Genomic DNA, 13,942 nt, shown 5'->3' on the forward strand with positions numbered 1-13,942 from the left:
CGGTTTGAAGAAGACCGCTCGAAAGTTTGAGATCTGGAAGATGCGGCATAAGCCGCAGGTTTGGATAAGCGATGGCAAATATTAAGGTAGACGGCACAGAGATCGAAGTACCCGATCACTATACGCTCCTTCAGGCTGCCGAAGCCGCGGGGGCTGAAGTCCCGCGTTTTTGTTTCCACGAACGGCTTTCCATCGCCGGAAACTGCCGCATGTGCCTTGTTGAAGTAAAGGGCGGACCGCCGAAGCCGGCGGCATCCTGCGCCATGGGCGTGCGCGATCTGCGTCCCGGCCCGAATGGCGAAGCGCCTGAAATCTTCACCAACACGCCGATGGTCAAGAAGGCCCGCGAAGGCGTGATGGAATTCCTGCTCATCAACCACCCGCTGGATTGCCCGATCTGTGATCAGGGCGGTGAGTGCGATCTGCAGGATCAGGCAATGGCTTTCGGCACCGACGGTTCGCGCTATCGCGAGAACAAGCGTGCCGTTGAAAACAAATATATCGGCCCGCTCGTCAAGACGGTGATGACGCGCTGCATTCACTGCACGCGCTGCGTCCGCTTCACGACGGAAGTGGCTGGCATTTCTGAACTGGGCCTCATCGGTCGTGGCGAAGATGCCGAGATCACCACCTATCTCGAACGCGCCATGACGTCGGAACTGCAGGGCAACGTTATCGATCTTTGCCCGGTTGGCGCTCTGACCTCGCGTCCTTACGCGTTCCAGGCCCGTCCGTGGGAACTGAACAAGACAGAAACCATCGACGTGATGGATGCGGTCGGTTCCAATATCCGCGTCGACACTCGTGGCCGCGAAGTGATGCGCGTCATGCCGCGTGTCAATGAAGCGGTGAACGAAGAGTGGATCTCCGACAAGACCCGCTTCATCTGGGATGGTCTGCGCACCCAGCGCCTCGACCGTCCTTATGTTCGCAGGGATGGCCGTCTGGCCGCCGCAAGCTGGCCGGAAGCTTTTGCCGCTATTGCTGCCAAGGTCTCCGCAACCTCCGCCGACAAGATTGGCGCAGTCGCTGGCGATCTGGCTTCGGTTGAAGAAATCTATGCGCTGAAGGGCCTGATGGCTTCACTCGGCACTGCCAATATCGATAGCCGCCAGGATGGCGCTGCACTCGACCCGGCTCTGGGTCGCGCAAGCTATCTCTTTAACGCAACGATCGAAGGCATGGAAAACGCTGATGCTTTGCTCATCATCGGTTCCAATCCGCGCGTTGAAGCTGCTGTTCTGAACGCTCGCATCCGCAAGCGTCAGCGCATGGGCCATTTCCCGGTCGCTCTGATCGGCGAACAGGCTGAACTGCGCTACGAATATGAATATCTGGGTGCTGGCGCTGAAACGCTCGCAGCAGTCGCTTCCGGTAAGAACGCATTCCGCGACGTGCTGGCCAAGGCCGAGCGTCCGCTGATCATCATCGGTCAGGGCGCGCTCACCGGCGAAAACGGTTCTGCAGTTTTGTCGACCGCAGCCAAGCTTGCTCAGGACGTCGGCGCCATCAAGGACGAGTGGAACGGCTTCTCCGTTCTGCACACTGCCGCTTCGCGCGTTGGTGCTCTGGATCTCGGCTTCGTGCCGGGTGAGGGCGGCAAGGTGGCTGGCGACATGCTGGGTAATCTTGATGTCGTGTTCCTACTCGGTGCAGACGAACTCGACATGACCAAAAAGGGTTCGAGCTTCGTCGTTTACATCGGCACGCACGGCGATGCCGGCGCACACGCTGCCGACGTTATCCTGCCGGGCGCAGCCTACACGGAAAAGTCGGGCACCTGGCTCAACACCGAAGGTCGCGTGCAGCTTGGCAGCCGCGCCGGTTTCGCACCGGGCGAGGCAAAGGAAGACTGGGCAATCCTGCGCGCTCTTTCCGACAGCCTTGGCAAGCGCCTGCCGTTCGATTCGATGCAGCAGCTTCGCGCCAAGCTCTATGCGGACTATCCGCATATGCTGGCCATCGACACCATCACGCCTGCTTCCGCCGACGATCTCGTGGCGCTGGCAGCGAAAGCATCCAATCCGGGCGGCGGCGCTGCGTTCGTTTCCCCGGTCAAGGACTTCTACCTGACGAACCCAATTGCGCGCGCTTCCGCCGTCATGGCCGAATGCTCGGCGCTCGCGGCTGGCGGCTTCCAGCAGGCTGCCGAGTAAGCGAGAGAGAGACGGAACAATGGAAGGTATTTTTGCAGCTTACGTCTTGCCCGCGCTTATCATAGCGCTGAAGTCGGTCGTTCTGCTCGTCGTATTGCTGATCGTCGTTGCTTACCTGCTTTATGCAGATCGCAAGATCTGGGCAGCGGTACAGCTTCGCCGCGGTCCGAACGTTGTCGGTCCCTGGGGTCTGTTCCAGGCTTTCGCCGACTTGTTGAAGTTCGTCTTCAAGGAACCAATCATTCCGTCTGGCGCAAACAAGGGTGTCTTCCTCCTTGCGCCTTTCGTTTCTGCCGTGCTTGCAATGGCAACCTGGGCGGTCATTCCGGTCAATGAAGGCTGGGCCATCGCCAATATCAATGTCGGCATTCTCTATATCTTCGCCATTTCTTCGCTCGAAGTTTACGGCGTGATCATGGGTGGCTGGGCATCGAACTCGAAGTATCCGTTCCTCGGTGCGCTTCGTTCTGCCGCGCAGATGGTTTCCTACGAAGTTTCCATCGGCTTCGTGATTGTCACGGTTCTGCTGACGGTTGGCTCGCTCAACCTCACCGATATCGTGCTTTCGCAGAATACGGGCCTTGGCACCATGCTTGGCCTTCCGGCTTCGTTCCTCGACTGGAACTGGCTGGCTCTGTTCCCGATGTTCGTGATCTTCTTCATTTCGGCACTTGCCGAAACGAACCGTCCGCCATTCGACCTTGTCGAAGCTGAATCCGAACTTGTGGCCGGTCACATGATCGAATATTCGTCCACGCCGTTCCTTCTGTTCTTCCTTGGCGAGTATGTGGCGATCACGCTGATGTGCGCCCTGATGACGACGCTCTTCCTTGGCGGCTGGCTGCCTCCGGTTGACGTTTGGTTCCTCAACTGGGTTCCGGGCATCATCTGGTTCATGCTGAAGCTCTGCTTCTGCTTCTTCCTCTTCGCAATGGTGAAGGCTTTCGTTCCGCGTTACCGCTACGACCAGCTGATGCGCCTTGGCTGGAAAGTGTTCCTGCCGATCTCGCTCTTCATGGTTGTCGCAACCGCGACCTTCCTCAAAGTCTTCGGTCTGGCGTAAGGAGTAATAACTATGGCTTCATTCGCTCAAGCAGCCAAATCGCTCCTTCTCAAGGAATTCGTCGGCGCGTTCTTTCTTTCCATGCGCCAGTTCTTCGCGCCCAAGGCGACGTTGAACTACCCGCATGAAAAGGGCCCGGTCTCTCCGCGATTCCGTGGAGAGCACGCGCTGCGCCGTTACCCGAACGGTGAAGAACGCTGCATCGCCTGCAAGCTTTGCGAAGCGATCTGCCCGGCGCAGGCCATCACCATCGAGGCCGGTCCGCGCCGCAACGACGGCACCCGCCGCACGGTGCGTTACGACATCGATATGGTGAAGTGCATTTATTGCGGTTTCTGCCAGGAAGCATGCCCGGTGGATGCCATCGTGGAAGGTCCGAATTTCGAATTCGCGACCGAAACCCGCGAAGAACTTTACTATGACAAGGACAAGCTCCTTGCCAATGGCGACCGTTGGGAACGCGAAATCGCGCGCAATATCGCGATGGATGCGCCATATCGCTGATTGGTTTTGCTGAAACCTCGTTTCGGCATCCGGTTTGAAAAGCGGCAACAGGAAGGGGCGGCCCATCTTGTTGCTGGAATTTAAGTTTCGCGAATATTCGCGGCAAACAAAGACTAAAGCGAGCGAGGCAATAAGGCTTTGCTCACGGAAAGGTGTTGGGGGATCCCCATGCTGACAGGTATTGCGGCAGCGTTTTTCTATCTGTTCGCTTTCATCATGATCGCCAGTGCGTTCATGGTGATTGCGGCACGCAACCCCGTGCATTCGGTGCTATTTCTGATCCTCACGTTCTTCAATGCGGCAGCTCTGTTCCTGCTGACCGGGGCCGAGTTCCTCGCCATGATCCTGCTCGTCGTTTACGTCGGTGCAGTGGCGGTTCTCTTCCTCTTCGTCGTCATGATGCTGGATGTGGACTTCTCCGAACTGAAGCGCGGCGCATTGCAATATGCACCGGTCGGCGCTCTGGTCGGTCTGATCTTGCTCGGCGAACTGATCTTCGTGTTCGCAAGCAACATGTTTGCGCCGAAGCTGGGGCAGGGTTCCGTGCCGATCCCGAATATCGCCGAGCGGAGCAATACCGCTGCTCTGGGTGACATTCTCTACACCGACTTCGTCTTCTACTTCCAGGTTGCTGGTCTCGTCCTTCTGGTCGCGATGATCGGCGCCATCGTTCTGACGCTGCGGCACAAGCCGAATGTCAAGCGCCAGTCCATCCCGACCCAGGTAGCTCGCACGCCCGAAACGGCGATCGAGATCAAGAAGGTCGAAACGGGCAAAGGCATCTGAGGATAAGCATATGGAAATCGGTATCGCCCACTATCTCACCGTTTCGGCCATCCTGTTTACGCTTGGCGTCTTCGGCATCTTCCTGAACCGCAAGAACGTCATCGTCATCCTGATGTCGATCGAATTGATCCTTTTGTCGGTCAATCTCAATTTCGTGGCGTTCTCCAGCCAGCTCGGCGACATGGTCGGGCAGGTCTTCGCCCTTTTCGTTCTGACTGTTGCTGCTGCCGAAGCAGCCATCGGTCTGGCAATTCTCGTTGTTTTCTTCCGTAATCGCGGCTCCATCGCGGTGGAAGACGTCAATGTTATGAAAGGTTGACGGGCAAATGCTCTATTACGCGATCGTCTTCCTTCCGCTTCTCGGCTTCCTGATTGCCGGTCTTTTCGGCAATCAGATCGGAGCCAAGGCGAGCGAATACATCACTTCCGGTTTCATGGTCATTGTCGCGATCCTGTCGTGGGTCGTCTTCTTCCAGATTCCGCTCGGCCACGATGCAGAAACCGTCCGCATCCCGGTTCTTCACTGGGTGACGTCGGGCGCGCTTTCCTTTGACTGGTCGCTGCGCGTCGATACGCTCACCGGCGTCATGCTGGTCGTGGTGAACTCGGTGTCGGCTCTCGTGCATATCTATTCCATTGGATATATGCACCACGATCCGCATCGTCCGCGCTTCTTCGCCTATCTGTCGCTCTTCACTTTCGCCATGCTCATGCTGGTCACGTCGGACAATCTGGTCCAGATGTTCTTCGGCTGGGAAGGCGTGGGTCTGGCTTCGTACCTCCTGATCGGTTTCTGGTTCCAGAAGCCTTCGGCCAATGCCGCCGCCATGAAGGCGTTCGTCGTCAACCGCGTCGGCGACTTCGGCTTCCTGCTCGGCATCTTCGGCGTGTTCGCGCTGTTCCAGTCGGTCGACTACAACACGATCTTCGCTGCCGCAGCCAATTATCTGCCGGCTGAAGGTGCTGCCGATGCCAATCAGGTCGTTCTGAACTTCCTCGGCTATCAGCTCGACAAGCAGGGCGCGATCACGATCACCTGTCTGCTGCTCTTCATGGGCGCGATGGGCAAGTCGGCGCAGTTCCTGCTGCACACCTGGCTTCCGGACGCCATGGAAGGCCCGACCCCGGTTTCGGCTCTCATTCACGCCGCTACCATGGTTACCGCGGGCGTGTTCATGGTCGCCCGCATGTCGCCGATCTTTGAACTGTCGCAGACCGCACTTCTGGTCGTGACCATCATTGGCGCCACCACTGCCTTCTTTGCGGCAACGGTCGCTCTCGTGCAGAACGACATCAAGCGCGTGATCGCCTATTCGACCTGTTCGCAGCTCGGCTATATGTTCGCAGCGCTCGGTGTAGGTGCCTATGGCGCCGCCGTGTTCCACCTGTTCACGCACGCTTTCTTCAAGGCGCTTTTGTTCCTTTGCGCCGGTTCGGTTATCCATGCCGTTTCGGAAGAGCAGGACATGCGTCGCATGGGCGGCCTGCGCAAGCTGATCCCCATCACCTACTGGATGATGGTCATCGGTACGGTTGCCATTACGGGCCTCGGTATTCCGGGCACGATCATCGGTACCGCCGGTTTCTTCTCCAAGGATGCGATCATCGAATCCGTCTTCGCTTCGCACAGTGCTGCCAGCGGCTACGCTTCGACGCTTCTCATCGTTGCAGCGCTCTTCACAAGCTTCTATTCATGGCGTCTGATTTTCATGACCTTCCACGGCAAACCGCGCGCTTCGGCGGAAGTCATGCATCATGTCCATGAATCGCCAGCCGTCATGTTCGTTCCGCTGCTGATCCTCGGCGTCGGTGCACTCTTTGCCGGTGTCGTGTTCAAGGAACTCTTCTTCGGTCACGAATATGCCGAATTCTGGAAGGGCGCGCTGTTCACTTCGGCTGCCAACCAGATCCTTGAGGAATACCACCATGTTCCTCTGTGGGTTAAGCTGTCGCCGTTCATCTCGATGGTTCTCGGCTTCATCGTCGCCTGGATCTTCTACATCCGCTCGCCGGAAACGCCGAAGGCGCTGGCTGCCCGTCATCGTGGCCTCTACCAGTTCCTTCTCAACAAGTGGTACTTCGACGAACTGTACGATTTCCTCTTCGTACGTCCGGCTCGCTGGCTTGGCCGCTTGTTCTGGAAGGGTGGCGACGGCTGGCTTATTGACGGCTTCGGCCCGGATGGCATCTCGGCTCGCGTGCTCGATGTCACCAACCGCGTCGTCAAGATGCAGTCCGGATACCTTTATCACTACGCATTCGCGATGCTGATCGGCGTCGCCGCGCTCGTCACTTGGATGATGCTCGGGAGCTCTTTCTGATGACCGACTGGCCAATTCTCTCAACGGTCACGTTTCTGCCGCTTGTCGGCGCGTTACTGATCCTTCTGATCAAGGACGACAGCGAGGCTTCGCGTCGCAATATCCGCAATGTCGCGCTGCTGACGACGATATTCGTCTTCATCCTGTCGCTCGTCATCTGGGCAGGGTTCGATAATTCGAACCCCGGCTTCCAGATGGTCGAACAGATCGACTGGATGGGTGGCGGCATCAGCTACCACATGGGCGTGGACGGTATCTCCGTCCTGTTCGTGGTGCTGTCGGCTTTCCTCATGCCCTTCTGCATTCTCGCAAGCTGGATATCGGTGGAAAAGCGCGTCAAGGAATACATGATCGCGTTCCTCATTCTGGAAACGCTGATGATCGGCGTGTTCTGCGCGCTCGACCTGTTCCTGTTCTACGTGTTCTTCGAAGCAAGCCTTATCCCGATGTTCATCATCATTGGCGTGTGGGGCGGCAAGCGTCGCGTCTATGCGAGCTTGAAGTTCTTCCTCTACACGCTTCTGGGCTCGGTTCTGATGCTTATCGCCATCATGGCCATGTACTGGCAGGCTGGCACGATGAACATCGTGGAACTGCAGAAGTACAGCTTCCCTGCCGGGATGCAGACATGGTTATGGCTCGCCTTCTTCGCGTCCTTTGCCGTGAAGATGCCGATGTGGCCGGTCCATACCTGGTTGCCGGATGCGCACGTTGAAGCGCCGACGGCAGGCTCGGTCATTCTGGCGGGTATCCTGCTGAAGCTCGGCGGTTACGGCTTCCTGCGCTTCTCGCTGCCGATGTTCCCGCTGGCGTCCGCCGATTTCGCTCCGCTGATCTTCACGCTGTCGGTCATAGCCATCATCTACACGTCCCTGGTCGCTCTGGTTCAGGAAGACATCAAGAAGCTGATCGCCTATTCGTCGGTTGCCCACATGGCCTATGTGACCATGGGTATCTTTGCCGCGAACGAGCAGGGCATTCAGGGCGCCATCTTCCAGATGCTGTCGCACGGTATCGTGTCGGGCGCGCTCTTCCTCTGCGTCGGCGTGATCTATGATCGCATGCATACCCGTGAAATTGCGGCGTTCGGCGGTCTGGTGAACAACATGCCGAAATATGCGGTGGCCTTCCTCATCTTCACGATGGCGAATGTGGGCCTGCCGGGTACTTCGGGCTTCATCGGTGAATTCCTGACGCTGTTCGGTGTGTTCCGGGTCAATACCTGGGTGGCACTGTTCGCAACCACGGGTGTCATCCTCTCGGCGGCTTATGCGCTCTGGCTCTACCGTCAGGTAGTCTTCGGCGCATTGACGAAGGAAAGCCTGAAGGCGCTCCTCGACTTGAGCCCGCGTGAGAAGATCATTCTCTACCCGCTTGTGGCGCTCACCATCTTCTTCGGTGTGTATCCGACCCCGGTCTTCGACGTGACCGCCGGTGCCGTGAACGCCCTGGTCCAACATTACGACGCAGCACTCGCGGGCACCGCGAGCGCCGTGCTGGCACAGTAAGAAATAAAGGCGTAGGTCATGCAGACTGATCTGATAGCTCATCTGACCCTTGCAGCACCGGAGGTTCTCCTTGCTGTAGGCGCCTTGGCACTGCTCATGATTGGCGTGTTCTCCGGCGAACGGGCGACCACGCTCGTCAACGGATTATCCGTCGCGGTGCTTATTGCAGCGCTGGCTCTGGTGGTCCTTTTCCCAACGAACGGCGCCGCATTCGGCGGTGCCATCGTCAATGACAGCTTCAGCCGCTTCATGAAGGTGCTGACGCTGATCGGCTCCATCGTGACGCTGATCATGTCGGTCGGCTTCGCCAAGGCGGAGAAGTTCGACAAGTTCGAGTTCCCGGTCCTGATCGTGATTTCCACGCTCGGCATGTTGCTGATGGTTTCAGCATCCAACATGCTGTCGCTCTATCTCGGTCTCGAACTGCAATCGCTGGCGCTCTACGTTCTGGCAGCATTCAACCGCGATAGCGTCCGTTCGACGGAAGCTGGTCTGAAATACTTCGTTCTCGGTTCGCTTTCCTCGGGCATGCTGCTTTACGGCATTTCGCTCGTCTACGGTTACACCGGCCACATCGGCTTTACCGAAATCGCCCAGGCCGTCTCCGGCGGTCAGCGTGAACTCGGTCTGGTGTTCGGTCTCGTCTTCATTCTGGCCGGTCTGGCATTCAAGATTTCTGCCGTTCCGTTCCACATGTGGACGCCGGACGTCTATGAAGGCGCGCCGACCCCGGTAACGGCATTTTTTGCCGCCGCCCCGAAGATGGCTGCCATGGCGCTCATCATCCGCGTCGTCTCCGAAGCCTTTGCTCCGGTCACCCATGACTGGCAGCAGGTCGTGATTTTCATCGCGCTTGCCTCGATGGTCCTCGGTGCGTTTGCCGCCATCGGCCAGCGTAACATCAAGCGCCTGATGGCTTATTCCTCGATCAGCCATATGGGCTATGCGCTCGTTGGTCTGGCCGCCGGAACGGTGATCGGCGTGAAGGGCGTGATGATCTACATGGCAATCTACCTTGCCATGACGCTCGGCACCTTCGCGTTCATTCTCGCAATGCGCACCAAGGATGGCAATGTGGAGAGCATTGAGGATCTGGCCGGTCTGTCCCGCACCAATCCGGTGCTGGCAACGATCATGACCATCTTCCTGTTCTCGCTCGCCGGCATCCCGCCGCTCGCCGGTTTCTTCGGCAAGTGGTACACCTTCCTTGCCGCCGTTGAAGCAGGCCTCTATCCGCTTGCCATCATCGGTATCGTGGCTTCGGTCGTGGGCGCGTTCTATTACCTGCGCATGATCAAGATCATGTGGTTCGATGAGCCGACGGGTGGTTTCGTTCCGGTCGCAGGCGAGCTTCGTCTCGTTCTCGGCGTAACGGGTGCCTTCGTGCTCTTCTACGTCTTCCTTGCTGGTCCGATCGGCGGATTTGCCGAAGCCGCAGCCAAGACGTTTTTCTAAAGCATGTCTCCCAAAAGTGGGAACCGGTTTTGGGATGAAGACATGCGTAGGAATATAATGAGAGAGCAAAAGGCGGAAGCATAAATGAGTTTTGCGCTTTCGCCTGTTGCGGCAAATGAGGGCTACCGTCTCGAAACTTTCGAGACGGTAGGTTCCACCAATGCGGTTGCTCTGGAACGGGCAGCCAGCGGTGATCCGGGCAAGCTCTGGCTTGTTACGAAGAAACAGGAAAGCGGTCGCGGAAGACGGGGCCGTGCCTGGTCTACGCCGGAAGGCAATCTTGCCTCCACGCTGCTTCTTGTTGAATCCTATGAAATGAAGACGGCTGCGACGCTTGGTTTTGTTGCCGGCTTGTCGCTTGCCGATGCACTTGATGCGGTATTCGCTGCAACAGGGCCTGCCGTGCCGCCGACAATCGGCCTGAAATGGCCGAATGACGTGCTGGTCAATGGCGCGAAACTCAGCGGCATCCTGCTTGAATCGTCCATTCTGGCGAAGAATTTGTTCGCCGTTGCCATCGGTATCGGGACCAATGTGGTCGCCTTTCCCGATGATCTGCCTTATGCAGCAACGTCGTTGCAGGCTCTCGGCAGCAAATGCGATGCCGAGACTTTGTTTGCAGCCTTGTCGGATGCCTGGTCGGTCAACTATCGCGTCTGGAATGAAGGGCGCGGTCTCGACGATATTCGCAAGCGCTGGCTGCAGCGCGCGCATGGCCTTGGCCAGAATGTAACCATGCAGGTTGAAGGCCGTATCATCGAAGGTCGTTTTGAGACAATCGATGAGGCATGCCGTTTTGTTATTCGCGAGGACGAAGGTTCGCGAGTTGCGGTAACGGCTGGCGATGTCTATTTCGGAACTGCTGCTACAATTCGCAAATAATTGTTTTGTTTTGTCTTGCTAGGGTTGCAACAGGACAACTTTAGGTCCAGTTGATGCCGCAAGGCGGGATTAATCACAGAGGAAATTTCATGGCCCGATCCAATACTACTGAACTCGTCTTTCTGCCGCTTGGCGGCGTAGGCGAAATCGGCATGAATTTGGCCATGTATGGCTTCGGTCCTGCGGATAACCGTGAATGGCTTGTCGTGGATATGGGGGTGAGCTTTGCGGGGCCTGAACAGCCGGGTGCGGATCTCATCCTGCCGGATATCCGCTATCTCGAGGCTGAAAAGCACAATCTGCGCGGCATCGTTATCACCCATGCGCATGAAGACCATTTCGGTGCTTTGCTCGATCTGTGGCCGCGCCTGAAGGTTCCGGTTTATGCGACGCCATTCACCGCCGGTCTGCTTGAAGCCAAGCGACAGTCGGAACATGGCGCGCCCGAAATTCCAATCACGATCTACAAGGCAGGCGAGAAATTCGAAGTCGGGCCTTTCAAGCTCGAAGCTGTCGCAGTAACCCACTCCATTCCCGAGCCGGTTTCGCTGGCTATTACGACACCGCTCGGCACGGTCGTGCATACGGGTGACTGGAAGATGGACCCGGAACCATCGCTCGGACCGGTTATCGATGAGGCGCGTTTCCGCGCTATCGGTGATGCAGGCGTTCTGGCGCTGATCTGCGATTCCACCAATGCTTTGCGCGAGGGCGAGTCTCCTTCGGAACGTCAGGTGGGCGAGAGCCTGCGCGAGTTGATTGAAAATGCGCGCGGTCGTGTGGCCATCACCACTTTCTCTTCCAATGTCGGTCGTATCCGGTCGATTACCGAAGCAGCACGCGATGCTGGCCGTCAGGTGCTGGTGGTTGGGCGTTCGATGAAGCGCGCCATCTCCGTCGCCACAGAACTTGGCTATATGGAAGGCTTGCCGGAATATCTCAGCGAAGAGGATTACGGCTATATTCCACGCGAAAACGTGGTGATGATCCTTACCGGCAGTCAGGGCGAACCGCGCGCGGCACTCGCCAAACTGGCGCGTGACGAAATGCGCAGCCTCGCGCTGACGGCGGGCGATACGGTCATTTATTCATCGCGTGCCATCCCGGGCAATGAAAAATCCATTCTCGACATCAAGAACCGCCTGATTGATCGTGGTATCAAGATCATCGGTGATGAGGATGCATTGGTCCATGTGTCGGGCCATCCACGGCGCAGCGAATTACGTCGCATGTATTCCTGGGTTCGTCCGCAAATTCTGGTGCCGGTGCATGGCGAAGCCGCTCATCTGGTCGCGCAAGGTTCTCTTGGCGCGATGGAGGGCATCGAGCAGGTCGCGCAGGTGCGTGACGGCGACATGCTGCGTCTGGCACCCGGCAAGGCCGAAATTATCGATGAAGCGCCGGTTGGCCGGATTTACAAGGACGGCAAGCTGATCGGTGACGAGGAAGAAATCGGCATGGTCGAGCGTCGCAAGCTCGCTTATGTCGGTCATGTCGCCGTTTCGGTGCTGCTGGACCGTGAACACAAGATCATCGATGAGCCCGACCTTGTGACTTTCGGGGTGCCGGAGGAAAACGCACAGGGCGATCTGTTGGAAGACATCCTGCTGGATGCAGCCATCGAGGCCATCGACAGCATTCCGCGCGTTCGCCGCAAGGATATCGAGCTTGTCCGGGAGTCCGTGCGCCGTGCCGTTCGCGCTGCGGCAAATGAAGCATGGGGCAAAAAGCCGGTAGTGACCGTATTCGTGAATAGGATACGGTAGTCATACGGATTGCAAAATGACCGGCATGGGAGGTGCTGATGCTCGAACGCTTGAACCACGTGGCGATTGCCGTTCCGGATATCGATGCCGCGGCAGCGCTTTATCGCGGCAAACTCGGTGCGAAAGTCACCGAGCCGCAGGCACTGCCTGAACATGGCGTAACCGTGGTTTTCATCGATGTCGGCAACACCAAGATCGAATTGCTGGAACCGTTGGGTGAGGGGTCGCCGATTGCGGCGTTTCTGGAAAAGAATCCTTCCGGCGGGATGCACCATCTGTGCTATGAGGTTGCGGACATAATTGCCGCTCGCGACCGCCTCAAGGCGGAGGGTGCGCGTATCCTTGGAGATGGCGAACCGAAGACCGGCGCCCATGGCAAGCCGGTTCTTTTCCTGCATCCCAAGGATTTCAACGGCACACTGATCGAACTGGAAGAGGTGTAATCATGTCTCTGGTTTCAGGAATCGCGATTTACTTCATCATCTGGTGGACGACGCTGTTCGCGCTGCTGCCGGTTGGCTTGCGCACCCAGGCTGAAGAAAACGAAGTGACTTTGGGCACGGTGGCCAGCGCTCCGGCAAAACCACGCATCGGTCGTGCCTTTCTGCGGACGACCATCGTCGCAACACTCATCTTCCTGCTCTATTATTATGTGACGCAGATCAGCGGTTTCGGCCTCGATGATATCCCGCATTTCTTCCCGGATCTGACCTGAGCATTCGTTCACGTTCCGACATGAATTTTTGAGGCTGCCTAAATTATAGGCAGCCTTTCTTTGTATAAAGAAAAGTGGACGCGCCTACCATGGGTTGCGTCAGATATCGAGCTTGTTGGCGTAACGTATTGAATTTACGACACAGCACAACCCGGCGTCATTTGTGACAGCGATAGCGCTCCCTGAGCAATGTTCTTCATATAAATCGATTTATACTTAAGTGAAATTTAATACTTGAATGCGCAGAGGGCGTTGCGATAAATCCCACAAAATCAATGTGTTATTGCAAGCTATAAAATAGGGAAACTGCGGAAAGCATGGAGGTTCTGCAAGTTCAAAAAAAAGCAAGGCTTTCGCCTTGCTAATCAAATACGCGTTCGATCCGTTTCCATTTGACTGGCGGCTGCGAAAGTCGCGCCTGGATCCATCCTCCCAAGACTTTGACCGCGTGAAACCAACGGTTTTATTCCGTTGTTGCTCTTATGCTGAAAAAAATAGCGAACTGCACAGCTTTTGTCACGAAAAATCTTCTATGGCGTCATATTTCTTTCGCAAATTTTCCCGAATGAGAGTGATATATCTGTAATATATTGAATTTGAATGTGAATCCGGAGGCCGCATTTCGCGTCTCTGGTTCTTTCGACAGGCGATCATGGTTGTGGATGGGGAAATCCGCTATCGCGAAAGCTTTTTCAGGCGGGTTTCCAACCGGTGTATAACCCGGTAAGAAACCGACAAATATGCTTAATTTTTGCCTGATTCTTGAAGCACTCAGGCAGTCCCTCT

12 protein-coding genes are annotated in these 13,942 nt (G+C 56.8%); all 12 read left to right on the forward strand.

Going from position 1 to position 13,942, the window contains the following annotated elements; genetic code table 11:
* Nucleotides 1–71 precede the first annotated feature (71 nt).
* The 12 genes from nuoG to LJ361_RS04610 all read left to right on the forward strand — a co-directional run bounded on the left by nuoG (nt 72) and on the right by LJ361_RS04610 (nt 13,156).
* The gene (nuoG, locus tag LJ361_RS04555) at nt 72–2,156 is read left to right on the forward strand and encodes an NADH-quinone oxidoreductase subunit NuoG (protein WP_151616346.1); all 2,085 of its coding nucleotides are present in this window, start codon (nt 72–74) and stop codon (nt 2,154–2,156) included.
* 19 nt (nt 2,157–2,175) lie between these two features.
* Nucleotides 2,176–3,219 (forward strand): NADH-quinone oxidoreductase subunit NuoH, encoded by a 1,044-nt coding sequence (nuoH, locus tag LJ361_RS04560; protein WP_010661179.1) that lies wholly within the window; start codon nt 2,176–2,178, stop codon nt 3,217–3,219.
* Nucleotides 3,220–3,231: 12 nt separating this feature from the next.
* Nucleotides 3,232–3,723 carry an NADH-quinone oxidoreductase subunit NuoI gene (gene nuoI / locus LJ361_RS04565; RefSeq protein ID WP_007874549.1) on the forward strand — a complete coding sequence of 164 codons (492 nt, stop codon included), beginning with the start codon at nt 3,232–3,234 and terminating at the stop codon, nt 3,721–3,723.
* 168 nt (nt 3,724–3,891) lie between these two features.
* Nucleotides 3,892–4,509, forward strand: a complete 618-nt coding sequence (locus LJ361_RS04570) for an NADH-quinone oxidoreductase subunit J (protein WP_010661180.1) — start codon at nt 3,892–3,894, stop codon at nt 4,507–4,509.
* A gap of 10 nt (nt 4,510–4,519) precedes the next feature.
* Nucleotides 4,520–4,828: an NADH-quinone oxidoreductase subunit NuoK gene (gene nuoK / locus LJ361_RS04575; RefSeq protein ID WP_006466598.1), complete on the forward strand. Its 309-nt coding sequence runs from the start codon at nt 4,520–4,522 to the stop codon at nt 4,826–4,828.
* 7 nt (nt 4,829–4,835) lie between these two features.
* Nucleotides 4,836–6,830, forward strand: a complete 1,995-nt coding sequence (gene nuoL / locus LJ361_RS04580) for an NADH-quinone oxidoreductase subunit L (protein ID WP_012092258.1) — start codon at nt 4,836–4,838, stop codon at nt 6,828–6,830.
* The gene (locus tag LJ361_RS04585; protein ID WP_010661182.1) at nt 6,830–8,338 is read left to right on the forward strand and encodes an NADH-quinone oxidoreductase subunit M; all 1,509 of its coding nucleotides are present in this window, start codon (nt 6,830–6,832) and stop codon (nt 8,336–8,338) included. The genes nuoL and LJ361_RS04585 overlap by 1 nt, the downstream gene beginning before the upstream one ends.
* 18 nt (nt 8,339–8,356) lie before the next feature.
* Nucleotides 8,357–9,793: an NADH-quinone oxidoreductase subunit NuoN gene (nuoN, locus tag LJ361_RS04590; protein ID WP_010661183.1), complete on the forward strand. Its 1,437-nt coding sequence runs from the start codon at nt 8,357–8,359 to the stop codon at nt 9,791–9,793.
* A gap of 84 nt (nt 9,794–9,877) precedes the next feature.
* Nucleotides 9,878–10,675 carry a biotin--[acetyl-CoA-carboxylase] ligase gene (locus LJ361_RS04595; RefSeq protein WP_036586852.1) on the forward strand — a complete coding sequence of 266 codons (798 nt, stop codon included), beginning with the start codon at nt 9,878–9,880 and terminating at the stop codon, nt 10,673–10,675.
* Nucleotides 10,676–10,764: 89 nt separating this feature from the next.
* Nucleotides 10,765–12,441 carry a ribonuclease J gene (locus LJ361_RS04600; RefSeq protein WP_010661185.1) on the forward strand — a complete coding sequence of 559 codons (1,677 nt, stop codon included), beginning with the start codon at nt 10,765–10,767 and terminating at the stop codon, nt 12,439–12,441.
* 38 nt (nt 12,442–12,479) lie between these two features.
* Complete coding sequence (gene mce, locus LJ361_RS04605; protein ID WP_006471802.1) at nt 12,480–12,884, forward strand: methylmalonyl-CoA epimerase; 405 nt, start codon at nt 12,480–12,482, stop codon at nt 12,882–12,884.
* 2 nt (nt 12,885–12,886) lie between these two features.
* The gene (locus tag LJ361_RS04610; RefSeq protein ID WP_012092254.1) at nt 12,887–13,156 is read left to right on the forward strand and encodes a DUF1467 family protein; all 270 of its coding nucleotides are present in this window, start codon (nt 12,887–12,889) and stop codon (nt 13,154–13,156) included.
* The last annotated feature ends 786 nt before the right edge of the window (nt 13,157–13,942 follow it).

Origin of the sequence: Brucella sp. JSBI001, assembly GCF_026014005.1 — a bacterium.
Lineage (GTDB): Bacteria > Pseudomonadota > Alphaproteobacteria > Rhizobiales > Rhizobiaceae > Brucella > Brucella anthropi.

Excerpts from the sequence above, each read along its gene's own strand:
- nuoG (WP_151616346.1), top strand. The coding sequence starts at position 72 with ATGGCAAATATTAAGGTAGACGGCACAGAGATCGAAGTACCCGATCAC.
- nuoH (WP_010661179.1), top strand. The coding sequence starts at position 2,176 with ATGGAAGGTATTTTTGCAGCTTACGTCTTGCCCGCGCTTATCATAGCG.
- nuoI (WP_007874549.1), top strand. The coding sequence starts at position 3,232 with ATGGCTTCATTCGCTCAAGCAGCCAAATCGCTCCTTCTCAAGGAATTC.
- LJ361_RS04570 (WP_010661180.1), top strand. The coding sequence starts at position 3,892 with ATGCTGACAGGTATTGCGGCAGCGTTTTTCTATCTGTTCGCTTTCATC.
- nuoK (WP_006466598.1), top strand. The coding sequence starts at position 4,520 with ATGGAAATCGGTATCGCCCACTATCTCACCGTTTCGGCCATCCTGTTT.
- nuoL (WP_012092258.1), top strand. The coding sequence starts at position 4,836 with ATGCTCTATTACGCGATCGTCTTCCTTCCGCTTCTCGGCTTCCTGATT.
- LJ361_RS04585 (WP_010661182.1), top strand. The coding sequence starts at position 6,830 with ATGACCGACTGGCCAATTCTCTCAACGGTCACGTTTCTGCCGCTTGTC.
- nuoN (WP_010661183.1), top strand. The coding sequence starts at position 8,357 with ATGCAGACTGATCTGATAGCTCATCTGACCCTTGCAGCACCGGAGGTT.
- LJ361_RS04595 (WP_036586852.1), top strand. The coding sequence starts at position 9,878 with ATGAGTTTTGCGCTTTCGCCTGTTGCGGCAAATGAGGGCTACCGTCTC.
- LJ361_RS04600 (WP_010661185.1), top strand. The coding sequence starts at position 10,765 with ATGGCCCGATCCAATACTACTGAACTCGTCTTTCTGCCGCTTGGCGGC.
- mce (WP_006471802.1), top strand. The coding sequence starts at position 12,480 with ATGCTCGAACGCTTGAACCACGTGGCGATTGCCGTTCCGGATATCGAT.
- LJ361_RS04610 (WP_012092254.1), top strand. The coding sequence starts at position 12,887 with ATGTCTCTGGTTTCAGGAATCGCGATTTACTTCATCATCTGGTGGACG.